The 23901-nt window shown below is 70.0% G+C and carries 19 protein-coding genes; 15 read left to right on the plus strand and 4 right to left on the minus strand.

Translation table 11 applies throughout. The features are described 5' to 3' along the window. Positions 1-127: 127 nt before the first annotated feature. Complete coding sequence (locus tag QQK43_RS19405) at positions 128-1027, minus strand: LysR substrate-binding domain-containing protein (protein ID WP_284309078.1); 900 nt, start codon at positions 1025-1027, stop codon at positions 128-130. Positions 1028-1137: 110 nt separating this feature from the next. On the opposite strand from QQK43_RS19405, the gene QQK43_RS19410 reads away from it, so the two are divergent. The 12 genes from QQK43_RS19410 to QQK43_RS19465 all read left to right on the plus strand — a co-directional run bounded on the left by QQK43_RS19410 (position 1138) and on the right by QQK43_RS19465 (position 17215). Beyond that, a complete protein-coding gene (locus tag QQK43_RS19410; protein ID WP_284309079.1) occupies positions 1138-2325 on the plus strand; it encodes an acyl-CoA dehydrogenase in 1188 nt (395 codons plus the stop codon). Between the two features lie 210 nt (positions 2326-2535). Continuing rightward, complete coding sequence (locus QQK43_RS19415) at positions 2536-3807, plus strand: MFS transporter (protein ID WP_370465316.1); 1272 nt, start codon at positions 2536-2538, stop codon at positions 3805-3807. 38 nt (positions 3808-3845) lie between these two features. Then, positions 3846-4514, plus strand: a complete 669-nt coding sequence (locus QQK43_RS19420) for a TetR/AcrR family transcriptional regulator (RefSeq protein ID WP_284309080.1) — start codon at positions 3846-3848, stop codon at positions 4512-4514. Further along, on the plus strand, positions 4511-5683 hold the full coding sequence (locus tag QQK43_RS19425) for an efflux RND transporter periplasmic adaptor subunit (RefSeq protein WP_284309081.1): 1173 nt from the start codon (positions 4511-4513) through the stop codon (positions 5681-5683). Before QQK43_RS19420 ends, QQK43_RS19425 begins: the two co-directional genes overlap by 4 nt. 15 nt (positions 5684-5698) lie before the next feature. Continuing rightward, entirely contained in the window at positions 5699-8971 is a 3273-nt protein-coding gene (locus tag QQK43_RS19430; RefSeq protein WP_284309082.1) for an efflux RND transporter permease subunit, read from the plus strand. Positions 8972-9011: 40 nt separating this feature from the next. Further along, the gene (locus QQK43_RS19435) at positions 9012-9707 is read left to right on the plus strand and encodes a protein-L-isoaspartate O-methyltransferase family protein (RefSeq protein WP_284309084.1); all 696 of its coding nucleotides are present in this window, start codon (positions 9012-9014) and stop codon (positions 9705-9707) included. Between the two features lie 2 nt (positions 9708-9709). Further along, on the plus strand, positions 9710-10060 hold the full coding sequence (locus tag QQK43_RS19440; protein ID WP_234262976.1) for a rhodanese-like domain-containing protein: 351 nt from the start codon (positions 9710-9712) through the stop codon (positions 10058-10060). Between the two features lie 53 nt (positions 10061-10113). Then, the gene (locus tag QQK43_RS19445) at positions 10114-11466 is read left to right on the plus strand and encodes a TolC family outer membrane protein (RefSeq protein WP_284309087.1); all 1353 of its coding nucleotides are present in this window, start codon (positions 10114-10116) and stop codon (positions 11464-11466) included. 92 nt (positions 11467-11558) lie between these two features. Continuing rightward, positions 11559-12302 carry a glycosyltransferase family protein gene (locus QQK43_RS19450; protein WP_234262978.1) on the plus strand — a complete coding sequence of 248 codons (744 nt, stop codon included), beginning with the start codon at positions 11559-11561 and terminating at the stop codon, positions 12300-12302. Positions 12303-12384: 82 nt separating this feature from the next. After that, on the plus strand, positions 12385-14379 hold the full coding sequence (locus QQK43_RS19455) for a 3-deoxy-D-manno-octulosonic acid kinase (protein WP_284309089.1): 1995 nt from the start codon (positions 12385-12387) through the stop codon (positions 14377-14379). 39 nt (positions 14380-14418) lie between these two features. Beyond that, positions 14419-15453: a ligase-associated DNA damage response exonuclease gene (locus QQK43_RS19460; RefSeq protein ID WP_284309091.1), complete on the plus strand. Its 1035-nt coding sequence runs from the start codon at positions 14419-14421 to the stop codon at positions 15451-15453. A 58-nt stretch (positions 15454-15511) separates the two neighbouring features. After that, a complete protein-coding gene (locus tag QQK43_RS19465; protein ID WP_284309093.1) occupies positions 15512-17215 on the plus strand; it encodes an ATP-dependent DNA ligase in 1704 nt (567 codons plus the stop codon). On the opposite strand, the gene QQK43_RS19470 is transcribed toward QQK43_RS19465, so the two are convergent. Next, the gene (locus QQK43_RS19470) at positions 17203-18129 is read right to left on the minus strand and encodes a LysR family transcriptional regulator (RefSeq protein WP_284309095.1); all 927 of its coding nucleotides are present in this window, start codon (positions 18127-18129) and stop codon (positions 17203-17205) included. The genes QQK43_RS19465 and QQK43_RS19470 overlap by 13 nt on opposite strands. A gap of 65 nt (positions 18130-18194) precedes the next feature. Here QQK43_RS19470 and QQK43_RS19475 point away from each other — a divergent pair, with 65 nt between their 5' ends. Then, complete coding sequence (locus tag QQK43_RS19475) at positions 18195-19103, plus strand: DMT family transporter (RefSeq protein ID WP_284309096.1); 909 nt, start codon at positions 18195-18197, stop codon at positions 19101-19103. Between the two features lie 88 nt (positions 19104-19191). Beyond that, positions 19192-19815: a glutathione S-transferase family protein gene (locus tag QQK43_RS19480; RefSeq protein WP_284309097.1), complete on the plus strand. Its 624-nt coding sequence runs from the start codon at positions 19192-19194 to the stop codon at positions 19813-19815. A 6-nt stretch (positions 19816-19821) separates the two neighbouring features. Here the strand turns inward: QQK43_RS19480 and QQK43_RS19485 are convergent, their stop codons facing one another. Next, positions 19822-20991, minus strand: a complete 1170-nt coding sequence (locus tag QQK43_RS19485; protein ID WP_284309098.1) for an iron-containing alcohol dehydrogenase — start codon at positions 20989-20991, stop codon at positions 19822-19824. Positions 20992-21167: 176 nt separating this feature from the next. Here QQK43_RS19485 and QQK43_RS19490 point away from each other — a divergent pair, with 176 nt between their 5' ends. Next, positions 21168-22793: a gamma-glutamyltransferase family protein gene (locus tag QQK43_RS19490; protein WP_284309099.1), complete on the plus strand. Its 1626-nt coding sequence runs from the start codon at positions 21168-21170 to the stop codon at positions 22791-22793. 19 nt (positions 22794-22812) lie between these two features. On the opposite strand, the gene QQK43_RS19495 is transcribed toward QQK43_RS19490, so the two are convergent. Next, complete coding sequence (locus QQK43_RS19495; RefSeq protein WP_284309100.1) at positions 22813-23739, minus strand: bifunctional helix-turn-helix transcriptional regulator/GNAT family N-acetyltransferase; 927 nt, start codon at positions 23737-23739, stop codon at positions 22813-22815. Positions 23740-23901 lie beyond the last annotated feature (162 nt).

Genomic DNA, 23901 nt, shown 5'->3' on the forward strand with positions numbered 1-23901 from the left:
GCCGGCTTCGTGAGCCTGGGCACGGTGCGCGAAGCGCCGCCGCCGGCCCGGCCCGCATCGCCCCGCAGCGTGTGGTCGTGCTGGTCGCCGGCAACGGCGGCCGAGCGCTGAGCCCGCTGCCGTTGGCTCAACCGGGCCGGGCCGCCACCTCGCGCACCGCAGCCACCAGCGCACCCAGGGCGCCCTGCGCCGCGCCATCGCGCCCGGTGCGCCAGAGGCAGTGCGTGTCGTAAGGGGCCAGCGGCCGCTCCAACGGCACAAACACCACGCCCGGCAGGCCCGCCTGCTGCAGCGCCGCCGGCACCAGGCCCACGCCGAGGCCCTGCGCGATGACCGAGACCACGCTCAGCCAGTGCCGCAGCTCGAAGCCCAGCGCGGGCTCGAACCCCGCGTCGGCACAGGCGGCGAGGATGCGGTCGTGGTAGTCGGGCGAAACGTCGCGCATCACGATCGCAAACGACGCGTCCTTCAAGGCAGCCAGCGGCAAACGCTGGTGGCCGGCCAGCGCATGGCCCACCGGCAGGCAGGCCATGAAGGGCTGGCTGGAGACAAGGATCTGCGAAAAGCCCGCCGGCACGCGCGTGGTGTGCACGAAGCCCAGATCGAGCCGGTCGTGCACCAGTTCCACCAGCTGTTCGCTGCTGCTGAGCTCTCGCAGCGCCAGCCGCAGCCGGGGGTGCGCCGCCGCAAAGTCGCGCAGCACCTGCGGCAGCCCCCGGTACAGCACCGTGCCGGCAAAACCGATCTGCAACTGCCCTGCCAGCCCCTGCCCCACGTCGCGCGCCTCCCGCGCGGCCAGCGCCGCCTGCCCCAGCAGCGCTTGCGCGCGCGGCAGAAAAGCCCGGCCGGCGGCCGTGAGCGCCACGCCCCGGCTGTTGCGCTCGAACAGGCGCGCGCCCACGTCGGCTTCGAGCTGCTGGATGGCCATCGACAGCGGCGGCTGCGTCATCGCCAGACGTTGGGCCGCCCGGCTGAAGTGCAACTCCTCGGCGAGCACGGTGAAACAGCGCAGGTGGCGGAACTCCATGAATCTGTTCTACATATTGATCAATCGGCAATCCATATTAGACAGCTATTCATGACGCCGCCACAATCTCGCCCAGCCCGAGACATTCCCGATTTCCAACGGAGACCCCCATGGCATCGAACCAAGCCCGATTCAGCTGGGAAGACCCCTTCCAACTCAGCGCCCAGCTCACCGACGACGAGCGCCAGGTGCAGGAAGCCGCCCGCGCCTATTGCCAGGAAAAGCTGCTGCCACGCGTGCAGATGGCCTTCCGCAACGAAACCACCGATCCGGCCATCTTCCGCGAGATGGGCGAACTGGGCCTGCTGGGCCCGACCATCCCCGAACAGTACGGTGGCGCCGGCCTGAACTACGTCTGCTACGGCCTGGTGGCGCGCGAGGTGGAACGTGTGGACTCGGGCTACCGCAGCATGATGAGCGTGCAGAGCTCGCTGGTGATGGTGCCGATCAACGAATTCGGCACCGAAGCGCAGAAGCAAAAGTACCTGCCCAAGCTGGCCACCGGCGAGTGGATCGGCTGCTTCGGCCTGACCGAGCCCAACCACGGCAGCGACCCCGGCAGCATGATCACCCGCGCCAAGAAGGTCGACGGCGGCTACAGCCTGTCCGGGGCCAAGATGTGGATCACCAACAGCCCGATCGCCGACGTGTTCGTGGTCTGGGCCAAGGACGAGGGCGGTCAGATCCGCGGCTTCATCCTGGAAAAGGGCTGGAAGGGCCTGAGCGCCCCGGCCGTGCACGGCAAGGTCGGCCTGCGTGCCTCCATCACCGGCGAGATCGTCATGGACGAGGTATTCGTGCCGGAAGAAAACGCCTTCCCCGAGGTGCGTGGCCTGAAAGGCCCGTTCACCTGCCTGAACAGCGCCCGCTACGGCATCGCCTGGGGCGCGCTGGGCGCCGCCGAGGACTGCTACTTACGCGCCCGCCAGTACGTGCTGGACCGCCAGCAGTTCGGCCGCCCGCTGGCCGCCAACCAGCTGATCCAGAAGAAGCTGGCCGACATGCTGACCGAGATCAGCCTGGGCCTGCAGGGCTGCCTGCGCCTGGGCCGCCTGAAGGACGAAGGCAGCGCCCCGGTGGAACTGACCTCCATCCTCAAGCGCAACAGCTGCGGCAAGGCGCTGGACATTGCGCGCCAGGCGCGGGACATGATGGGGGGCAACGGGATCAGCGACGAGTTCGGGGTGGCTCGCCACCTGGTGAACCTGGAAGTGGTCAACACCTACGAGGGCACGCACGATGTGCACGCGCTGATCCTGGGCCGGGCGATCACCGGGATTGCGGCGTTCGCGAACTGATCCGGGGCTCGCTCGCCCTGAAAAACGCGCTGACCTCGCACGACGGCGCGGCACTGACGGTGGCCTCGGCCGGACTTTCTGACCCGTCGGCTCAACGCGACTGAATCGCCCACAGGAGCGCTCGGGCATGCGGAGTGGTCCGGCGGACCGCACATGCCGGCGTGGTGAAATGGCGCGCCCCGTCCGCCGGACACCACCGCCTTTCGCCCGTTGCCGCCTTCCACCCTTGCCGACACCGCGCCCGCAGACGCCCCTCCGGGCAGCGTCTACAGCCACCCCGGTTTTCTGGCCTTCCTGATCGCCCGCGCGGTGGCGGTGTTCGCCACCCAGGTGCAGGCCGTGGTCGTGGCCTGGCAGGTGTACGACCTCACGCGCGACCCCATGGCGCTGGCCTACGTGGGGCTGGCCCAGTTCCTCCCCATGCTGTGCCTGTTGCTGCCGGCCGGTGACGTGATCGACCGCTGGCCGCGCAAGCCCATCCTGGCGATCAGCTGGGCGGTGGGGGCGGTGTGCAGCGGCGGGTTGTGGTGGCTGTCGGGGCACGGTGCGGCCGGGGTCTCGGGCATCTATGCCGTGCTGGTGCTCTACGGTTGCGCGCGGGCATTTTCCGGGCCGGCTCTGCAAAGCCTGCTGCCGCAGGTGGTGCCGCGCGCGCAGCTGGCGCAGGCGATCGCGGCCAACAGCATGCTGATGCGGGTGGCCGGCATCGGTGGGCCCCTGCTGGGTGGCGTGCTGTACGCGCTGGGCGGGGCCAGCCTGACCTATGCCGCCTGCCTCGCCAGCTTCTTGCTGGGCACGCTGCTGCTCGCGCGCGTGGCCGTCGCTCCGGTGGCCGCGGCCGCCCCAGCGACGGGCAGCCTGTGGACGCGTTTCGGTGCCGGCATCCGCTTCATCCGCTCGCGCCCCATCATCCTGGGCACGATTTCGCTGGACCTGTTCGCCGTGCTGCTGGGAGGCGTGGTCGCCCTGCTGCCGGTCTACGCGCAGGAGGTGCTGCACGTGGGGCCCGCCGGCCTGGGCGCATTGCGCAGCGCGATCGCACTGGGCGAGGTGGCCGCCGGGCTGTACCTGAGCCTGCGGCCGTTCAACCGCCGCGTCGGGCGCACCATGTTCGTGGCCGTCGGCCTGTTCGGCGTGGCCAATCTGGTGTTTGCCCTGTCGCCCTGGTTCTGGCTGTCGTTCTCGGCGCTGGTGGTGGCCGGCATGGCCGACATGGTCAGCGTCTACATCCGCAGCGCGCTGGTGCAGTTCGCCACGCCGGACGACATGCGCGGCCGCGTGCATTCGGTGAACATGCTGTTCATTGGCTCGTCCAACGAACTGGGCGAATTCCGCGCCGGCACCAGCGCCGCCTGGCTGGGCGTGGTGCCGGCAGCGGTGGCCGGTGGGCTGTGCACGCTGGTGGTGGTGGGCGCCTGGGCCTGGGCGTTCCGGCCGCTGCGGCTGGTCGACCGCTTCGAAGAGGCGGAGCCCCGGCCCTGAGGGGATTGGGGTATATTAATGACTGATTGGTCATTAATATGCCTACACTCCCGCCCCCCTCCGCCCGTCAGCGCCGCAAGGAAGCCCGCCCGGGCGAACTGCTGGACGCCGCGCTGGCGCTGTTTGTCGAAAAAGGCTTTGCGGCCACCCGCGTCGAAGAAGTCGCCGCGCGGGCCGGGGTGTCCAAAGGCACGCTGTTTCTCTACTTCCCCAGCAAGGAAGACCTGTTCAAGGCCGTGGTGCGCGAAACCATCGCCGGCCGGCTGGACGAATGGAACCAGGAACTCGACGCGTTCGAAGGCAGCAGCGCCGAGCTGCTGCGCTACGGCCTGCATTCGTGGTGGGAGCGCATCGGCATGACGCCGGCCTCGGGCATCACCAAGCTGATCATGAGCGAGGCGCGCAACTTCCCGGAAATCGCCGCCTTCTATGAACAAGAGGTCATCGAGCCCGGCGACCACCTGCTGCGCCGCGTGCTGCAGCATGGCATGGACAGCGGCGAGTTCCGACCGCTGAACCTGGAGCTCGCGGTCTACAGCCTGATCGCGCCCATGATCTTCCTGCTGATGTGGAAGCACTCCATGGCCGTGTGCCTCCCGGCCGACAAACAGTTTGACCCCAAAGCTTTCCTGGACAGCCAGATCGACCTGCTGCTGCGCGGCATGCTCGCCACCCCGGACGCCCCCACCGAACGCACCGCCCCATGACGCACCCTCCCTCCCGATACCCCCGCTGGTTCAAATGGGCCCTGCTGGCGCTGCTGGTGGCCGCCATCGCCGTCGGCGTAGCCCGCGCACTGCAAAAGCGCGCCACGCAGCGCGAATCGGCGCAGGCCGCGGCCGCCACGCTCCAGCAGCCGCCCACCTACGAACTGGCCGCTGGCGACACCGTGGCCGTGCAGACGCTGGACCTGGTGCAGGCGGTGAACGTGTCCGGCGCCCTCAAGGCGGTGCAAACCGCGGCCATCAAGGCGCGGGTCGCCGGCGAGGTGCAGGGTCTGACCAAGCGCGAAGGTGAAGCGGTGCGCGCGGGCGAGGTGCTGGCGCGCATCGACAGCACCGAAGCCCAGGCGCGCGTGCGCCAGGCGCTGGAGCAGGCGCGCTCGGCCGAAGCACAGGTCGCCATCGCCCGCCGCAACCTCGACAACAACCAGGCCCTGGTCAAACAGGGCTTCATCTCGGCGACCGCGCTCGACACCACCACCGCCAACCTGAACGCCGCCGAAGCCAGCCACCGCGCCGCGCTCGCGGCGCTGGACATCGCGCGCAAGGGGCTGGACGACACCTCGCTGCGCTCGCCGCTGACCGGCCAGATCGCCGCACGGCTGGTGCAGAACGGCGAACGCGTGGGGGTCGACGCCCGCGTGCTGGAAGTCGTCGACCTCTCCGCCTTCGAGGTGGAAGCCGCGCTGACCCCCGCCGACGCCGCCGCGGTGCAGGCCGGGCAGCCGGCGCGCCTGACCGTGGAAGGCCTGGCACAGCCGGTGCCGGCCACCGTGACCCGCATCAACCCCAGCGTGCAGGCCGGCAGCCGCAGTGTGCTGGTCTACCTGCACGTGCCGGCCGTGGCCGGCATGCGCCAGGGCCTGTTCGTGCAAGGCCAGATCGAAACCCTGAAACTGCGCGCCGCCGCGCTGCCGCTGTCCACCGTGCGCAACGACCAGCCCACCCCGTACGTGCAGGCGCTGCGGCAAGCCAGCGAAAAACAGCAGGTGGTGCACGTGCCCGTGCGGCTGGAGCGCCAGGCCAGCCTGGACGGCGAGCCCATGCTGGTGGTGCAGGACCAGCCCGGCCTCCAGGTCGGTGATCAGGTGCTGCGCGCCGGGGTGGGCGCCATCCGGAACGGCGTCACCGTGCGCCTGGGTACCCCCCGCTGACCGCCGCGCCGCACCATGTGGTTCACCCGCGTCTCCCTGCGCAATCCGGTCTTCGCGACCATGGTCATGCTGGCCTTCGTGGTGCTCGGGCTGTTCGCCCTGCAGCGCCTGAAGGTGGACCAGTTCCCCAACATCGACTTCCCGGTCGTGGTGGTCACCACCGAATACCCGGGCGCCTCGCCCGAGATCATCGAATCCGAGGTAACCAAGAAGGTCGAAGAATCGGTCAACACCATCGCCGGCATCAACAGCCTGAGCTCGCGCAGCTACGAGGGGCAGTCGGTGGTGATCATCGAGTTCCAGCTCCACATCGACGGGCGCAAGGCCGCCGAGGACGTGCGCGAGAAGATCGCCATCCTCAAGCCCACGCTGCGCGACGAGGTGAAAGAGCCCCGGGTGCTGCGCTTCGACCCGGCGGCGCGTGCCATCTGGTCGGTGGCGGTGGTGCCGGATATGGCCCCCACGCTCCCCGCTGCGCAGGGTTCGCTGCCCCCCGAGGGGGCTGCCCCCACGCCTGCGGCTGGCGGCAACGCCGCCGCACCGGCGATGTCGCCAGCGGCGCTGACCACCTGGGCCGAGCAGACGCTCAAGAAGCGGCTGGAGAATGTGCGTGGCGTCGGTTCGGTGACCCTGGTCGGCGGCACGAGCCGGGCGATCAACATCGACCTCGACCCGGCCGCCATGGAGGCTCTGGGTGTGACGACCGACCAGGTGGTTGCCGCCGTGCGCAGCGAGAACCAGGACCTGCCCGTGGGCACGCTGCAGTCGGCCGAGCGCGAGCGCGTCGTGCAGGTGCTGGCGCGCCAGCAGCAGCCGCAGGACTTCGCGCAGATCATCGTCGCGCGGCGCGGCGGCAGCCCGGTGCGCCTGGGCCAACTGGCTCGGATCAGCGACGCCACCGAAGAGATCGACAGCCTGGCGCTCTACAACGGCCAGCGCACGCTGCTGTTGCAGGTGCAGAAGGCGCAGGACGAAAACACCATCGCGGTGGTCGACGGCCTCAACGCCGTGCTCGCGCAGATGCAGGCCGAGCTGCCACCCGGCGTGCGGCTCGAACCCATCGGCGACGGTTCGCGCTCGATCCGCGTGTCGGTCAACAACGTCCGCCAGACCCTGATCGAAGGCGCCATCCTCACGGTGCTGATCGTCTTCCTGTTCCTCAACAGCTGGCGCTCCACGGTCATCACCGGGCTGACGCTGCCCATTGCGCTGGTCGGCACGTTCTTCTTCATGAACCTGTTCGGCTTCAGCATCAACATGATCACGCTGATGGCGCTGACGCTGTCGGTGGGGCTGCTGATCGATGACGCCATCGTGGTGCGCGAAAACATCGTGCGCCACGTGCAGATGGGCAAGACACCGTACGACGCGGCCATGGACGGCACGCAGGAGATCGGCCTGGCGGTGCTGGCGACCACGCTGTCCATCGTGGCGGTGTTCCTGCCCATCGGCTTCATGGGCGGCATCATCGGCAAGTTCTTCCACGAGTTCGGCATCACCATGGTGGCGGCCGTGCTGATCTCGATGTTCGTGAGCTTCACGCTCGACCCCATGCTCTCCAGCGTCTGGCACGACCCGGCCATCGAACACCACGGCCAGCCGGGCGGTGCGCGCCGCAGCCTCTACGACCGCAGCATCGGCCGCGTCACAGCCTGGTTCGACCGCGTGCAGGACGACCTGACCGAAACCTACCAGGGCGCGCTGCGCTGGTCGCTGCGCCACCAGCTCGCGACCCTGGCACTGGCGGCCGCCACGTTGGTGGGCAGCCTGTTCATGCTGCCGCTGCTGGGCACCGAATTCGTGCCCAAGGCCGACTTCTCGGAGGCCAGCATCAGCTTCCACACCCCGGTGGGTTCGTCGCTCGAAGCCACCGAGGCCAAGGCGCGCGAGGTGGAGGCGCTGCTGCGCGAATTCCCCGAAGTGCGCTACACGCTGACCACCATCAACACCGGCAACGCGCAGGGCAAGATGTACGCCAGCACCTATGTGCGCCTGGTCGACCGCCAGCAGCGCCAGCTCAATGTGGACGCCATGGCGGCCAGGCTGCGCGAACGCCTGCGCAGCGTGCCGGGCGTGACCGTCACCCACGCCGGCCTGCTCGACCCGGTCGGCGGCGGCAAGCAGGTCGAATTTTCGATCCAGGGCGACGATCTGGACGAGCTCCAGCGCCTGTCGAGCCTGGTGCTGGAGCGCATCCGCACCATCCCCGGCCTGGTCGACCTCGATGCCAGCCTCAAGCCCGACAAGCCCACGGTCGACGTGGTGCTTCGGCGCGACCTGGCCTCCGACGCCGGGCTCAACAACGCCGCGCTGGCCGCCAGCCTGCGCACCCTGGTCGCCGGCCAGACCGTGGGCAACTGGCGCGCGCAGGACGGCGAAAGCTACGACGTGAACGTGCGCCTGGCCGCCACCCAGCGCGAGCGCACCAGCGATCTGGCCAGCCTGCCGCTGGTCGTGGGCAGCAACACCGACGGCTCGGCCCGCGTGGTGCGGCTGGCCCAGGTGGCCGACGTGATCGAGGGCACCGGCCCGAACCAGATCAACCGCCGCAACCTCAACCGCGAGGTCAGCATCAGCGCCAACGCCTACGGCCGCTCGGCCGGTGAGGTGTCGACCGAGATCCGGCAGGTGCTCGACGGCATCGCCCTGCCCCCCGGCTACCGCACGGAATTCAGCGGCTCCACCAAGAACATGCAGGAGAGCTTTGGCTACGCCGTCTCGGCGCTGGCCATGGCCATCATCTTCATCTACATGATCCTGGCGAGCCAGTTCAAGAGCTTCGTGCAACCGCTGGCGCTCATGAGTTCGCTGCCGCTGACGCTGATCGGCGTGGTGCTGGCCCTGCTGATGTTCGGCTCCACCATGAGCATGTTCTCGGTCATCGGCATCGTGCTGCTCATGGGCCTGGTGACCAAAAACGCCATCCTGCTGGTGGATTTCGCCATCCGTGCGCGCCAGGGTCTGGACGGGCAGCAGCCGATGGACCGTGAAAGCGCCCTGCTGCTGGCCGCCAAGGTGCGGCTGCGCCCCATCCTCATGACCACGCTGGCCATGGTCTTCGGCATGGTGCCGCTGGCTTTCGCGCTGTCCGAGGGCTCGGAACAGCGCGCGCCCATGGGCCAGGCGGTGATCGGTGGGGTCATCACCTCGTCGCTGCTCACGCTGGTGGTGGTGCCGGTGGTCTACGGCTACCTCGACGACCTGGCCGGCTGGCTGCGCCGCCGCCTGCGGCCGGCCGGTGCGCCACAACCCCCTTTGTCACAAGGCTTTGAGGAGCCCGGCCGCTAAAATGGCTGAGCATCGCATAATATACCCACCGGAGTATCAAATGACTTCTTCGTCTTCCCTGAGCCTGGACCACGCTCGCTTCAACATGATCGAACAGCAGATCCGCCCCTGGGATGTGCTGGACCCGGTGGTGCTGGCGCTGCTGGACCGCGTCCGGCGCGACCAGTTCGTGCCGGACGGGTACCAAGCCCTGGCCTATGTCGACATGGAACTGCCCCTGGGCAGCCCCGCTGTCGACGGCGAGGTGATGCTGGCGCCGCGCGTCGAAGCCCGCCTGCTGCAGGACCTGGCGATCAAACCCACCGACAAGGTGCTGGAAATCGGCACCGGCAGCGGCTACCAGGCCGCCCTGCTGGCCAGCCTGGCCCAGCGCGTGGTGTCGCTGGAAATCAACGAGACCCTGGCCGCTGCGGCACGCACCCGCCTGCAACAGGCCGGCATCGGCAACGCCGAAGTGCGGGTGGCCGACGCCGCTGCCAGCGGTTTTGCCGCCTGTGCCACCGAAGCACCGTGGGACGCGATCCTGCTCAGCGGCTCGGTCGCCGAGGTGCCCGCCGCCCTGCTGTCGCTGCTCGCCCCGGGCGGCCGCCTGGCGGCCGTGGTCGGCCAGGAGCCGATGATGCGCGCCACCTTCATCACCCGCACCGGTGACGCCAGCTTCGTGACCGCCCAGCCCTGGGACACCATCGCTCCCCGCCTGCGGAACTTCCCCGAACCCTCCCGGTTCAGCTTCTGACCATGAACGCCATCCGCCCTGCCCAATTCGACGACTGGCTGGCCCAGGCCGGCCAGGACCAGCCGGCCGCGCGCCCCGTGCTGCTGGACGTGCGCGAGCCCTGGGAATTCCAGACCGCCAGCGTCCCGCCGGCCGAGGGTTTCGATCTGGTGCACATGCCCATGCGCAGCGTGCCCGCGCGCTTTGCCGAACTGGACCGCGACCAGCCCATCGCCTGCCTGTGCCACCACGGCGCACGCAGCGCGCAGGTGGCCTATTTCCTGGCCGATCAGGGCTTTACCCGGGTGGTGAACGTGCAGGGCGGCATCGACGCCTGGTCGCACGAGCGCGACCGCTCGGTGCCGCAGTACTGAGCCTGTCTGCCGATCACCCGAACCGCACCGCCGACACCGAAGGACGCTTCTCCATGACCGCCGCCCCCACCCGCCGCCCCCGCCTTGTTCCCTCCCGGCGCCTTGCGCTGGCTGCGTTGCTGGCGTGGGCCGGCAGCAGCGGTGCACAGGCCCAGAGCCTGGTCGACCTGTACGAAGCCGCGCGCGGTTTCGACGCCACCTACCTGTCGGCCCGCTCCCAGTACGACGCCAACCTGGCCAAGGCCGAGCAGGCCCGCGCTGGCGTGCGCCCGCAGGTGGGCCTGGGCGGCAGCGCCACCTGGTCCGACCGCAACAGTTCGACCAACGTGCTGGACGGCAGCTACAACAACCAGGCCGTCACGCTCTCGGCCAGCCAGCCGCTGTACCGCCCCGCCAACAGCGCTGCGGCCGAACAGGGCCGGCTGTCGGTGAGCGTGGCCGAAGCCCAGCTGCAGGCCGCCGAGCAGGAACTGATCGTGCGCACCACGCAGGCCTACTTCGATGTGCTGGCCGCGCAGGACACCGTGACCTTCGTGCAGGCGCAGAAAGCCGCCGTGGCCGAACAGCTCGCGGCCGCCAAGCGCAACTTCGAGGTCGGCACCTCCACCGTGACCGACTCGCGCGAAGCCCAGGCCCGCTACGACCTGGTGCTGGCGCAGGAAATCGCCGCCGAAAACGATCTGCGGGTCAAGAAGCTCGCGCTCGACCAGTTGGTCGGCCGCAGTGGCGTGGCGCCCAAGCCGCTGGCTGTGCCGGTGGCGCTGCCGGCCCTGGCACCCGCCGATCCGCAGGCCTGGGTGGGCCTGGCCGAGACCACGCACCCGAGCGTGCTGCAAGCCACGCAAGGCCTGGAAATCGCCCGCCTGGAGACCGAAAAGGCCAAGGCCGGCGAGAAGCCCACGCTGGACCTGATCGGCCAGTACCAGGTGGCCCGCGGCCCGTCGTCGAGCAGCGCGATCCCCGGCTACGTGCGCAACAACACCGGCACCGTGGGCCTGCAGTTCAACCTGCCGCTGTACGCCGGTGGTGCGCTGCAGAACCGCATCAAGGAAACCCTGGCGCTGGAAGACAAGGCCCGCACCGACCTCGAAGCCGCTCGGCGCGGCGTCGCCCAGGCCACCCGCAGCGCCTACTTTGGCGTGCTGTCGGGGCAGAGCCAGGTCAAGGCCCTGGAAGCGGCCGAAGCCTCCAGCCAGAGCGCCCTCGAAGCCAACCAGCTCGGCTACCAGGTGGGTGTGCGCATCAACATCGACGTGCTCAACGCCCAGAGCCAGCTGTTCCAGACCAAACGCGACCTGGCCGCCGCCCGCTACAACGTGCTGATCGGCGGCCTGCGCCTGAAGCAGGCCAGCGGCCAGCTCAAAGGCGAAGACCTGCAGGCCGTCAACGCCCTGCTGGTGCCCTGAGCCCGCGCTGGCCGGCGCCCGGGCTGCGCTAAACTGCCCACCCGCGCCGCGCGCCGTTTCCGGCCCGCGGCCGCCCAACAGCAGAGGTTTCCATGCAGCCAACGGTCAACGTGCTGTGCATCAAATGGGGCAAGAAGTACGGCCCCGAATACGTCAACAAACTGCACAGCATGGTCCGCCGCCACCTGCGGCGTCCGCACCGCTTCGTCTGCCTCACCGACGATGCCGACGGCATCGACTCGGCGGTCGAAGTGTTCCCCATCCCCGCCATCGGCTTTGACGAGTTCGACCAGCGCCAGCCCTGGAGCTTCGCGCACGGCTGGCTCAAGCTGACCAGCTTCGCCAGCCCGCTGTACGACCTGCAGGGCCGCACGCTGTTCCTGGATCTGGACATCGTCATCGTCGACAGCCTCGACCCGTTCTTCGATGCGCCCGGTGAATTCACCGTGATCCGCGAATGGGACAAGAACGACGGCACCGGCAACACCTCGGTCTACCTGTACACCATCGGCGCCCACGCGGACGCGCTGGCGTACCTGAAGAACGAGTACCCGAAGTGCACCCAGGCCGTGCGCAACGAGCAGGAATTCATCACCGGCTTCCTCGGCCGCCAGGGCAAGGTCAGTTTCTGGCCCGACGCCTGGTGCCGCAGCTTCAAGCGGCACTGCATGCGCCCGGGTCTGCGCGGCTGGTTCGAGCCGCCCATCATCCCCGACGGCGCGCGCGTGATCGCTTTCCACGGCAAACCCAACCCGCCCGACGCCATCCGGGGCGACAGCGGCAAGTGGTACCGCCGCGTCTTGCCGACCGCCTGGGTCGCCGAACACTGGCAATGAGCGGGTTGGCCCTGCGCCGCAACGCGGCGCCCGTGGCCCGGCCAGGCCGGCGCGCCGGCCGCCCCCTCTGAGCACGGCACTCATGAGCAGCCCCGGCTGGCAGCACCACCTCTACCGCGCCGCGATGCGGCTGGCGCTGTGGCCCGCGCTCGGCTGGATCGCCTGGCGCGGCCTGCGCGAGCCCGGCTACCGGCGCCAGTTCGGCGAACGCCTGGGTTTCGTCGAAGCACAGCCGTCTTCCTTCGGCGGCCTGCTGATCCACGCGGCATCGGCCGGCGAATCGCAGGCCGCCATTCCGCTGATCGAAGCGCTGCGGCGCCAGTGGCCCGACCACACGATCACGCTCAGCACCACCACCCCCACCGGCGCCGACACGCTGCGCCGGCATTTCGGCGACGCCTTGCGCCACGTGCACCTGCCGCTGGACACGCCCGGCGCGGTGCGCCGCTTTCTGGACCGCCTGCAACCCGGCCGGGTGATCCTGCTGGAGCGCGAAATCTGGCCGGAACTGCTGCACCAGTGTCGGCAGCGCGTGATCCCGGTGGCCCTGGTCAACGCCCGGCTGTCCGAACGCTCGGCCCGCGGACACGCCAAGGCCCGGGGCCTGTTCGGCCCAATCTGGCCGCAACTGGCCCAGGTGATCGCGGCCGATGACGAGGTCCGCGACCGGTTCGCCCGACTGGGCGTGCCGCCCGAGCGGCTGCACACCGCGGGCAACCTCAAGTTCGACCTGCCCGAACCGCCCGCCGCCACCCCGGCACCCGGGCTCGCCGGCCGCCACGTGGTCGTGGCCGGCAGCACGCACGCGGCCGAAGAAGCCGCCCTGCTGGCCGGCTGGCCGGCGCTGGCGCAGCGCCACCCCGGCGCACTGCTGGTGCTGGTGCCACGCCATCCCCAGCGCTTCGAGGCCGTGGCCCAGGATCTGCTGGCGCGCCGGATCGCCTTCGTGCGCCACAGCCGGGGCGAACATCCCGGCCCCGACACTGCGGTGCTGCTGGCCGACACCATGGGCGAACTGCCGCACTGGTACGCCCAGGCCGCCGTGTGTTTCGTCGGCGGCAGCCTGGCCCCCATCGGTGGCCACAACGCGCTGGAAGCCATGGCCGCCGGCAAGCCGGTGTTTTTCGGGCCGCACACCTTCAATTTCGACACGCTCTACCAGGCCGTGGTGGCCGCCGATGCCGGGCGCCGGGTGGCCGATGGTGCCGCGCTGCTGAGCGCCATTGACCACGGCCTGGCCGACCCGGACGGCATGCGCGCCCTGGGTGAACGCGCCCGCGCTTTCACCCGCGCGCACCGCGGCGCCACCGACCGCACGCTGCAATGGCTGGCCCCGCTGTGGGCCGGCGACGACCCTGCCGCCCTCACCCCGGTGGCGGTGCAAACCGGCGTGCGCAGCGTCGTCTGGCACGACGGCGTGCTGCTGCCCCCGGGCGTCGACGCCGCGCAGTTCGTGCCCCCGCCCCAGGCCGATGCCCTGGCCACCGGCAGCGGCCGCGGCCAGGTGCACCGCCTGACGCAGGACGGGGTGCCGGTGTTGCTGCGCCACTACCGCCGCGGCGGCCTGATGGCCCGGCTGAGCGAAGACCGCTTCTGGCGCGAGCGCCCCGAAGCCAGCCGCGCCATGCGCGAATACGCCCTGCTGCGGCTGCTGCGCCACTGGCGCCTGCCCGTGCCCCGGCCGGTCGCGGCGCTGTTCACCCGCCGGGGTCCGCTGACCTACCAGGCCGACATCCAGGTCGGGCTGCTGCCGGGCACCCGCAACGTGGTGCAGCGGCTGGACGACGCCCCGCTGTCAGCCGCCGAATGGCAGGCCCTGGGCCGCGCCATCCGGCAACTGCACGACCGGCAGGTGTTCCACGCCGACCTGAACGCCCACAACCTGCTGCTCGATGCCGACGGCCAGCCCTGGATCGTCGACTTCGACAAATGCGGCCTGCGCCCGGGCACGGCCTGGAAAGCGCAGAACCTGGCGCGCCTGCAGCGCTCGCTGCGCAAGGAAGCCGGCCGCCGCCAGCCCTTCCACTGGCGCGAGGACGACTGGGCCCACCTGCAGCACGGTTACGGCGCGCCCTGAGCCTGGCCCTGCCGGACTTGCGGCACACTGCCGGGCACCATGGCCGCCCCTGCCGACCTCATCGTCGCCCGCCCCGAAGGCCTCTACTGCCCGGCGGGCGACTTCTTCATCGACCCCTGGCGGCCGGTGGATCGAGCGGTGATCACGCACGGCCATTCGGACCATGCGCGCACCGGCCATGCGCACTACCTGGCGCACATCCACAGCGCCGGCACGCTGCGCCAGCGGCTGGGCGACCACATCCCCCTGCAGACGCTGGACTACGGCGAGGTGATCGAACACCACGGCGTGCGCCTGTCGCTGCACCCGGCAGGCCACGTGCTGGGTTCGGCGCAGGTCCGGCTGGAACATGGCGGCCGGGTGTGGGTCGCGTCCGGTGACTACAAGACCGAGGCCGACGGCACCTGCGCGCCCTTCGAGCCAGTGCGCTGCGACACCTTCATCACCGAAAGCACCTTCGGCCTGCCCATCTACCGCTGGCCCGCGCAAGCGGTGTTGTTCGGGGAGATCAACGCCTGGTGGCGCCGCAATGCCGACGCGGGCCGCGCCTCGGTGCTGCTGTGTTACGCCTTCGGCAAGGCCCAACGCCTCCTGCACGGGGTGGACGCCAGCATCGGCCCCATCGTCGTGCACGGTGCGGTGGAGCCGCTGAACGCGGTGTACCGCGCGGCCGGTGTGGGTTTGCCGCCCACGCACCGCGTGACCGAACTGGACAAGACCGCGCTGCGGCGCGCGCTGGTGGTGGCCCCACCCTCGGCCCAGGGCACACCGTGGATGCAGCGCTTCGGCGCCGACCCGGTGGACGCCTTTGCCAGCGGCTGGATGCTGGTGCGCGGCACGCGGCGGCGGCGCGGGGTGGACCGGGGCTTTGTCATGTCGGACCACGCTGACTGGCCGGGGCTGATGAGCGCCATCAAAGCGACCGGGGCCGAACACATCCGCGTGACGCACGGCAGCGTGCCGGTGCTGGTGCGCTGGCTGAGCGAACAGGGTCTGGACGCTCAGCCCTTCGAGACCGCCTACGGCGACGAGGACGCCGCCGACCAGGCCACACCCGAGGCGCCCGCACCGTGAAAGCGGCACCGTCGCACCCGGAAAGCCGCGCCACCGCCTGCCGGACGGAGGCTGGCTGATGCAGCGCTTCGCCGCCCTCTACCGCGAGCTGGACGCCAGCACCGCCATCCGCGACAAGCAGTCCGCACTGCAGCGCTACTTCCGCGAGGCGCCGGCCGAAGACGCGGCCTGGGCGGTGTACTTTCTGGCCGGCGGCAAACCGCGCCAGACCGTGCCCACCCGTGCGCTGCGCGAGTTGGCGCGGGCGGCGGCAGGCCTGCCCGAATGGCTGTTCGAAGAGAGCTACCAGACCGTGGGCGACCTGGCCGAAACCGTGTCGCTGCTGCTGCCCCCGGCCAGCACGCCGGTGGACCGGGGTCTGGCCGAATGGCTCACGCAGCACCTGCTGCCGCTGCGCGGCCTGCCCGCCGAGACACTGGCCGAGCGCCTGCAGGCGCAGTGGGCCACCCTGCCCGACGACCAGCGCTTCGTCTACTTCAAGCTCATCACCGGCGGTTTTCGCGTCGGAGTCTCGAAGCTGCAGGTGACGCAGGCGCTGGCCGCCGTGGCGGGCGTGGACGCCCAGCGCATGGCGCAGCGGCTGATGGGCTACACCGCCACCGGACGCACGCCCTCCGGCGATCACTACCGCGCCCTGATCGCCCCGGAGAACGCGCTCGAACAGCAGCGCGCCACCAGCGGCCAGCCCTACCCGTTCTTCCTGGCGCACCCGCTGGCCGAGCCCGTGGACCGCTTCGACGACCTGCTGGGGCCACCGGCCGACTGGCAGGTGGAATGGAAGTGGGACGGCATCCGTGCGCAGCTCGTCAAGCGCACGGGCCAGGTGTGGCTGTGGTCCCGCGGCGAAGAACTGGTGACCGAACGCTTTCCCGAACTCGCCGCCCTCGGCGAGGCCCTGCCCGATGGCACCGTGCTCGATGGCGAGATCGTGGTCTGGCACCGACCCGCGCAGGGGGCCACCCCCGACGGCCTGGGGACTCCGCAACCCTTTGCCGAGCTGCAAAAGCGCATCACCCGCAAGACCCTGGGCCCCAAGCTGCTGCGCGAACTGCTGGTCGTCCTGCTTGCCTACGACCTGATCGAACACGCCGGGCAGGACCTGCGCGAACAGCCGCTGCACGCGCGCCGTGCGGCGCTGGACGCGCTGGTGCAAGACCTCAACCACCCGCTGCTGATCGCCAGCCCGGTGCTGGCCGGCGCCACCTGGGCCGAGCTGGCCGCGCTGCGCGAACAGGCGCGCGAGCGCGGCACCGAAGGCTTCATGCTCAAGCCGCGCAGCAGCGCCTACGGCGTGGGCCGCACCAAGGCCGCCGGCACCTGGTGGAAGTGGAAGATCGACCCCATGAGCGTGGACGCGGTGCTGATCTACGCCCAGCGCGGCCACGGCCGCCGCGCCAGCGTGTACAGCGACTACACCTTTGCCGTGTGGAACGCACCGCCCGGCACCGATGGCCGCGCACTGGTGCCGTTCGCCAAGGCCTATTCGGGCCTGAGCGACGCCGAGATGGCGCGGGTCGACGCCATCATCCGCGCCACCACCATCGAAAGCTTCGGCCCGGTGCGCAGCGTGCGGCCGACGCTGGTCTTCGAGCTGGGCTTTGAAGGCATCGCGCACAGCCCGCGCCACAAGAGCGGCATCGCGGTGCGCTTTCCGCGCATGCTGCGCTGGCGCGAGGACAAACCGGTGGAGGAAGCCGACTCGCTGCAGACGCTGGCGGCGCTGCTGCCCGCTGCGCCGGGAGCCCCCGCTCAGCCGGGCTGAGCCGGCACCGCCAGCACGGCCACCAGGTGGTCGATCAGCGCGCGCACCTTGGGCGCGGTGTAGCGCGACGCCGCGAACAGCAGGTAGGCCGTGCCCTGGTAATGGGTGTCGAAGGTCCAGTCGGCCAGCAGGCGCACCACACGGCCTGCTGCCAGGGCCTCGCGGGCGCCGAAGTCGGGCATGCAGCCGATGCCCAGGCCCGCTTCCACCGCCGCCAGCCGCATCTCGCTGTGGTTGACGGTGTAGCGGCCGCTGACCGGCACCTCGGCCACATCGTCGCCCCGCACGAAGCGCCAGCGGCCGTCACGCTCCTGCTCGCCCAGCGCGATGCAGCTGTGCGCCATCAGGTCTTCGGGCGTGTGCACCGGGGCGTGCGCCGCCAGGTAGGCCGGGCTGGCCAGCACCCACTGCTGCACCGGCATCAGGGCGCGCGCCACCATGCCAGGCGGCGGGTCGTCGGTCAGGCGCACCACCAGATCGACCCCTTCGCGCAGCGCGTCCACGGGCCGGTCCTGCACCAGAAAGTGCACGTCCACCTCGGGGAAACGCTGCAGGAAATCCAGCACCGGCCGGTGCAGCACCTGGCGCGCAAAGGCCTTGGGCGCGCTGATGCGCACGCGCCCACGCGGCGTGCCCACATGGCCTTCGGCCACTTCCAGCGTGGCGCGCGCGGCGGCCACCATGGCGCGGCCGTGTTCGAGCACGGCCAGACCGGCGTCGGTCAGCCGCAGTTGCCGCGTGGTGCGTTGCAGCAGGGCCAGGCCCAGGGCTTTTTCCAGCCGCGCCACCTGGCGGCTGATGGCCGAAGGCGTGACGCCCTGGCGCCGTGCGGCGGCCGAAAAGCTGCCCGCCTCGGCCACCCGCACGAAGGCCACCAGCTCCTGCATCACGTCCTGAAAGTCATTGGTTCCCACGGCGCACAACTCCTGTTCCAGCGGCCAGTCTAGTCGGGCCGGCGTGCGCGCCGAACAATCGCCGCATGTCCACCACACTGGCTCCCACGCTCCCCGCCCCACCCCGCTTCCTGCGCGTCGAATGGCTGCTGCTCCTGGTCGCCGCGATCTGGGGCGGCAGCTACAGCGCCACCAAGCTCGCCACCGCCCAGGTGCCCGTGCTGCCCTTTCTGGTGCTGCGCTTCGGCCTGACGTTCGTGCTTCTGCTGCCGGCCTTGCGCGGGCTGGCCGTGCCCGCGTGGCGGGCCGCGCTCGGCGGCGCGGCGCTGCTCGGGGTGAACCTGCTGGCCATCCTGGTTTGCGAAACCTTTGGCGTCTCACTCACCACCGCGTCCAACGCGGCCTTCCTCATCAGCCTGTGCGTGGCCTTCACGCCGTTGTGCGAATGGTGGCTGCTCAAGGTCCGCCCCACGCGCACGGTGCTGGCGGCCGCCGCGGTCTCGCTGCTGGGCGCCGGCCTGCTGGCGTTCCAGCACGGCGGCGTGCTGCCGTCGCTCGCCTGGGGCGATGCGCTGGTGGTCGCAGCGGCCTTTCTGCGTGGCGTGATGGTGTGCCTGACACGGCGGCACGGCCAGCGCCACGGTCTGCCAGCCTTGACGGTGACCGCGGTGCAAATGGGCGTGATGACGCTGGGCGCGGCCCTGCTGTCGCTGGCGGTGCACGGTCCGGTGTGGGCACCGCTGCCGACCAGCCTGCCGTTCTGGGGCGCCATGGCCTTTCTGGTGCTGCTGTGCACGGTGCTGGCCTTCTTCGTGCAAAACCACGCCGCTGCGCGCACCAGCCCGTCGCGGGTGGCGCTGCTCATGGGCAGCGAGCCGCTGTGGGGCGCACTGATCGCCGCGCTCTGGCTGGGCGAGCAGCTCACGCTGCCAGGCTGGATCGGTGGCAGCCTGATCGTGGCCTCGGCCTGGTGGGTGGTGCGGCCACGCCCGTGAGAGCCGGCGGCACACCAGGCGCAAGCGGCTGCAGAAAACCCGCGCAGCCGCCACAATGCGGCCCTGTTCACCCCACCGTGCCGATACCATGCCGCTCACCGTCCACCACCTGAACAACTCCCGCTCGCAGCGCCTGCTGTGGATGCTCGAAGAGCTGGAACTGCCCTACGAGATCCGCTTCTACGAACGCGACAAGGCCACCATGCTCGCGCCGCCCGAACTGAAGCAGGTGCACCCGCTGGGCAAGTCGCCGGTGCTGGAAGACGGCGGCATCAAGCTGGTGGAAACCGGCGCCATCTGCGAATACCTGGTCGACAAGACCGGCCGCCTGGGGCCCACCGACCGCGACGAGGGCCTGTGCCAGTACCGCCAGTTCCTGCACTACGCCGAAGGCTCGGTCATGCCCACGCTGCTGCTGATGCTGGCCATGGGCAAGGTTCCGCTGCTGGGCCGGGTCGCGCTCAAGAAGGTGCAGCCCATGGTCGACGTGCACCTGGACTACATCGAGCAGGTGCTCGCCGCTCGCCCCTGGTTCGCGGGCGATGCGCTGACCGCGGCCGACATCATGATGAGCTTCCCGGTCGAGGCCGCCGTGGCGCGCGCCGGCCTGGGCCCGTCGCGCCCGGCCACCATGGCCTGGCTGAAAAAGATCCACGCCCGGCCGGCCTACCAGGCCGCCTTGAAAAAAGGCGGCCACTACGACTACGCCTGAGACCGATCAGGCCGCCAGCGCCGCCTCGAAGATGCCGACCACCTGCGCCAGCGTGGCAGTACGCGGGTTGGTGAGCTGGCAGGCGTCCTTCTGGGCATTGCCGGCCATGACCTCCAGGTCTTCGGCCTTCACCCCCAGCACCGCCAGATTCTTCGGAATGCCCACGTCACGCGCCAGGCGGCGGATGGCGGCGATGGCCTTCTCCGCCGCTTCCACCGTCGACAGGCCACGCACGTTTTCGCCCAACGCCACGGCAATGTCGGCATAACGCTCGGGGCAGGCGATCAGGTTGTAGGCGCAGACCTCGGGCAGCAGCACGGCATTGCACACCCCGTGCGGCAGGTTGTAGAAGCCGCCCAGTTGGTGCGCCATGGCGTGCACGTAGCCCAGGCTGGCGTTGTTGAACGCCATGCCGGCCAGGTACTCGGCATAGGCCATGCGGTCGCGCGCTTCCACGTTGCCGCCGTTGGCCACGGCCGGGCGCAGCCAGCGCGCGATCAGCTTGATGGCCTGCAGCGCGCAGGCGTCGGTGATGGGCGTCGCGATGGTCGAGACATAGGCCTCCACCGCGTGGGTCAGCGCGTCCATGCCGGTGGCGGCGGTGAGCGCGGGCGGCATGTCGACCATCAGCAGCGGGTCGTTGATGGCCACGTCGGGCGTGCAGCGCCAGTCCACGATGGCCATCTTCACGTGCGTGTTGGTGTTGGTGATGATGCAAAAGCGCGTCATCTCGCTGGCGGTGCCGGCGGTGGTGTTGACCGCCAGGAACGGCGGCATCGGCTTGGTGGACTTGTCCAGGCCCTCAAAGTCGCGGATGTCGCCGCCGTTGCCGATCACCAGGCCGATGCCCTTGGCGCAGTCGTGCGAGCTGCCGCCGCCGAGCGAGACGATGGCGTCGCAACCGCTGTCGCGGTAGAGCTTCACGCCGTCGCGCACATTGATGTCTGTGGGGTTGGGTTCGGAGCCACCGAACACGGTCACGCGCAGGCCCGCGGCGGCGATCATGGCGCTGACCTTGTCGGCGATGCCCAGCTTGACCATGCCCGCGTCGGTGCACAGGAACACGTGGCTGGCGCCCAGCGCCTTGGCCTGGGTGCCGGTGTCCTGGGCACAGCCCACGCCCATGAGGGCAACGGTGGGCGAAAAGAATCCGAAAGTCTGGGGGGCGAGTGCCATGGGGTCTTTTTCCTGTCCTGAAGTGATGAACCCAAACACCGGGCTGCGCCGGCTGGCCGGTTGGGCCAGCACAGGCATGGCGGCCTGGGGTGGAGGGGATCGGTGCGGTCCGCCGCCATCGTAGGAAGGCCCCTGCCCCGATGGCTTGACTCAGGTCAAGGCGGCAGAATGCGGCCATGCACCTGCACACGCCCAACCCCTATCCCAGCACCCGCCTGCCCCTGTTTGCGCGCAACGTGGTCAGCACCTCGCACCCGCTGGCCGCGCAGGCGGGGCTGCGCATGCTGCTGGCCGGCGGCAATGCGGTGGACGCCGCGATTGCGGCCGCGGCCGCCCTGACCATCACCGAGCCCGTGAGCAACGGCCTGGGTTCGGACGCCTTCTGCATCCTGTGGGATGGGCAGCAACTGCACGGCCTGAACGCCAGCGGCCATGCCCCCCAGGCCTGGACGCCGGCCTACTTCCACCACAAATACGGCGCCGACGCGCTGACCCCGCCCAAACGCGGCATCGACACCGTGACCGTGCCCGGCGCCGTGGCCGGCTGGGTGGCGCTGAGCGAGCGTTTCGGCAAGCTGCCCTTTGCCGATCTGATGCAGCCGGCCATCGAGCTGGCCGAACGCGGCTACGCCGTGCCCTTCGTGGTGCAGCAGAAATGGGCCGCAGCCACGTCCGAGCTGCAATCGCTGCCCGGCTTTGCGCAGGCCTTCCTGCCCTGGGGCCGCGCGCCGCAGGTGGGCGAACGCTTTCGGTTTCCAGCCGCCGCACAGGGTCTGCGCGCGATTGCCGAAAGCAAGGGCGAGGCCTTCTACCGCGGCGCCATCGCGCAGGCGCTGGCCCGCTTTGCCGCACAACACGGCGGCGCGCTGACCGGGGCCGACCTGGCCGCCTACCAGCCCGAATGGGTGACGCCGATCAGCCAGGACTACCGGGGCTACACGCTGCACGAAATCCCGCCCAATGGCCAGGGCATCGCGGCACTGATCGCGCTGGGCATCCTCTCGAACTTCGACGTGGCGGCGCTCAAGGTCGACAGCGTGCCCGCGCAGCACCTGCAGATCGAAGCCATGAAACTCGCCTTTGCCGACGTCTACCGCTACGTGGCCGAACCCGGCGCCATGGACCTCACGCCCGCGCAGATGCTCGACCCCGCCTACCTGCGCCAGCGCGCCGCGCTGATCGACATGAAAAAGGCGCAGGACTTCGGCGCCGGCAATCCGGCCAAGGGCGGCACGGTCTACCTGAGCGCGGCCGACGAAAACGGGATGATGGTCAGCTTCATCCAGAGCAACTACATGGGCTTCGGCTCCGGCACGGTGGAACCCACCTTCGGCATCAGCCTGCAGAACCGCGGCCACGGCTTCAACCTGAGCACCGGCCCGGGCCGCAACGCCGCCAACCTGGTGGCCCCGCGCAAGCGGCCCTTCCACACCATCATCCCGGCCTTCCTCACGAAAGACGGGCAACCGGTCATGAGCTACGGCGTGATGGGCGCCAACATGCAACCCCAGGGCCACATGCAGACCCTGGTGCGCCTGCTCGACCACGGCCAGAGCCTGCAGGCCGCCTGCGACGCGCCGCGCTGGCGCTACGACGCCGGCATGCACATCAACGTGGAATCGGCCATGGACCCGGTCACGGTGCAGGGCCTGAAAGACCTGGGCCACCAGACCCGCAGCATCAACGACCCCTATCAGGACTTCGGCGCCGGCCAGTTCATCTGGCGCCTGGGCGACCCGGGTACCGAAGGCTACGTGGCCGCCAGCGATCCGCGCCGCGACGGTGCGGCCGTGGGCTTCTGATCGAAGGGGGCAGAGCGCGCTACAGCGCCCGCTCCCACACCTCGCTCACCAGGTCCTTGCCGAAGCTGCGGTGCGGCGAGGACTCCACCAGTTGGAACCCGGCCGCCTGGTAGATGCGCCGTGCCGACACCAGGATGTCGTTGGTCCACAGCACCATGCGCTGATAGCCCCGTTCGGTGGCAAAACGCAGGCATTCGTCGACCAGACGCCGCCCCAGGCCCATGCCGCGCGCACCCGGTTCGACATACAGCATGCGCAGCTTGGCGGTCTGGTCGTCCTGCCGCACCACGAAGGCCGAGCCGACGATCTCACCCTCGCTTTCGGCCACCCAGCAGCGTTCGCGGTCCGGGCGGAACTCACGCACGAACTGGGCAGCGATCTCGGCCACCATGGCCTCGAAGCTGGCGTCCCAACCGTATGCGGTCGCGTACAGCCGGGCCTGGCGATGCACGATCCAGCCCATGTCACCCGGCACCGGATCGCGCAGGACGAAGGTGCGGCCCTCCGGCGCATCGCCCAGCAGGCGCCGGATGCGCGCCATTGCGCCCACCAGTTCGTCGCGTTCGGCGGGTGACAAGGGTGCCAGCAGCGCCTCAATCTCCCGGGCCGAAGCCGCGCTGAGCTGCGCGTAGGCGTCACGCCCCTGCGGCGTCAGGCTCAAGCCAAGCCGCCGGGCATTGGTGTCCGAAGGCTGGCGCACCACCAGCCCGTCGGCTTCCAGCCCCGCCAGCAGGCGGCTCAGATAGCCCGTATCCAGCCGCAGCCGCTGGCCGATGTCACGCGCCGACAAGGGCCGGTCGCGCGGCGCGCTGGCAATCTCGTGCAGCACCCGCGCCTGCGGCAGGGTATGGCCCGAGTCGAGCAGCGACTCGTCGAGCGCCCCCACCAGGCGGGTGTGGAAGCGGTTGAACGCGCGGAAAGCATCGGTCTGCTGCAATGTTGTCATGGCTGAATAATATTGCTTTTAGCAACATTTTGCAGCCCAACATGACGATGGTGCGCAACGGAACGCTAGATGTTGAGTTGCAATAGGTTGTTCCCGGAGAGCCGGGATGCTGGAGGCTTGTAGCCCAGTGCCGAGTGAGGCCTGCGGGCGTTGTAGTAGGCC

The sequence above is a fragment of the Hydrogenophaga electricum genome (assembly GCF_030160815.1).
Classification (GTDB): domain Bacteria; phylum Pseudomonadota; class Gammaproteobacteria; order Burkholderiales; family Burkholderiaceae_C; genus Hydrogenophaga; species Hydrogenophaga electricum.

Bases quoted from the DNA above. Each gene is read 5' to 3' on its own strand.
- QQK43_RS19450 (WP_234262978.1), top strand. From the start codon at position 11,559: ATGCAGCCAACGGTCAACGTGCTGTGCATCAAATGGGGCAAGAAGTAC.
- QQK43_RS19495 (WP_284309100.1), bottom strand. From the start codon at position 23,739: ATGACAACATTGCAGCAGACCGATGCTTTCCGCGCGTTCAACCGCTTC.
- QQK43_RS19460 (WP_284309091.1), top strand. From the start codon at position 14,419: ATGGCCGCCCCTGCCGACCTCATCGTCGCCCGCCCCGAAGGCCTCTAC.
- QQK43_RS19405 (WP_284309078.1), bottom strand. From the start codon at position 1,027: ATGGAGTTCCGCCACCTGCGCTGTTTCACCGTGCTCGCCGAGGAGTTG.
- QQK43_RS19420 (WP_284309080.1), top strand. From the start codon at position 3,846: ATGCCTACACTCCCGCCCCCCTCCGCCCGTCAGCGCCGCAAGGAAGCC.
- QQK43_RS19485 (WP_284309098.1), bottom strand. From the start codon at position 20,991: ATGGCACTCGCCCCCCAGACTTTCGGATTCTTTTCGCCCACCGTTGCC.
- QQK43_RS19410 (WP_284309079.1), top strand. From the start codon at position 1,138: ATGGCATCGAACCAAGCCCGATTCAGCTGGGAAGACCCCTTCCAACTC.
- QQK43_RS19435 (WP_284309084.1), top strand. From the start codon at position 9,012: ATGACTTCTTCGTCTTCCCTGAGCCTGGACCACGCTCGCTTCAACATG.
- QQK43_RS19480 (WP_284309097.1), top strand. From the start codon at position 19,192: ATGCCGCTCACCGTCCACCACCTGAACAACTCCCGCTCGCAGCGCCTG.
- QQK43_RS19425 (WP_284309081.1), top strand. From the start codon at position 4,511: ATGACGCACCCTCCCTCCCGATACCCCCGCTGGTTCAAATGGGCCCTG.
- QQK43_RS19455 (WP_284309089.1), top strand. From the start codon at position 12,385: ATGAGCAGCCCCGGCTGGCAGCACCACCTCTACCGCGCCGCGATGCGG.
- QQK43_RS19445 (WP_284309087.1), top strand. From the start codon at position 10,114: ATGACCGCCGCCCCCACCCGCCGCCCCCGCCTTGTTCCCTCCCGGCGC.
- QQK43_RS19465 (WP_284309093.1), top strand. From the start codon at position 15,512: ATGCAGCGCTTCGCCGCCCTCTACCGCGAGCTGGACGCCAGCACCGCC.
- QQK43_RS19475 (WP_284309096.1), top strand. From the start codon at position 18,195: ATGTCCACCACACTGGCTCCCACGCTCCCCGCCCCACCCCGCTTCCTG.
- QQK43_RS19440 (WP_234262976.1), top strand. From the start codon at position 9,710: ATGAACGCCATCCGCCCTGCCCAATTCGACGACTGGCTGGCCCAGGCC.
- QQK43_RS19490 (WP_284309099.1), top strand. From the start codon at position 21,168: ATGCACCTGCACACGCCCAACCCCTATCCCAGCACCCGCCTGCCCCTG.
- QQK43_RS19430 (WP_284309082.1), top strand. From the start codon at position 5,699: ATGTGGTTCACCCGCGTCTCCCTGCGCAATCCGGTCTTCGCGACCATG.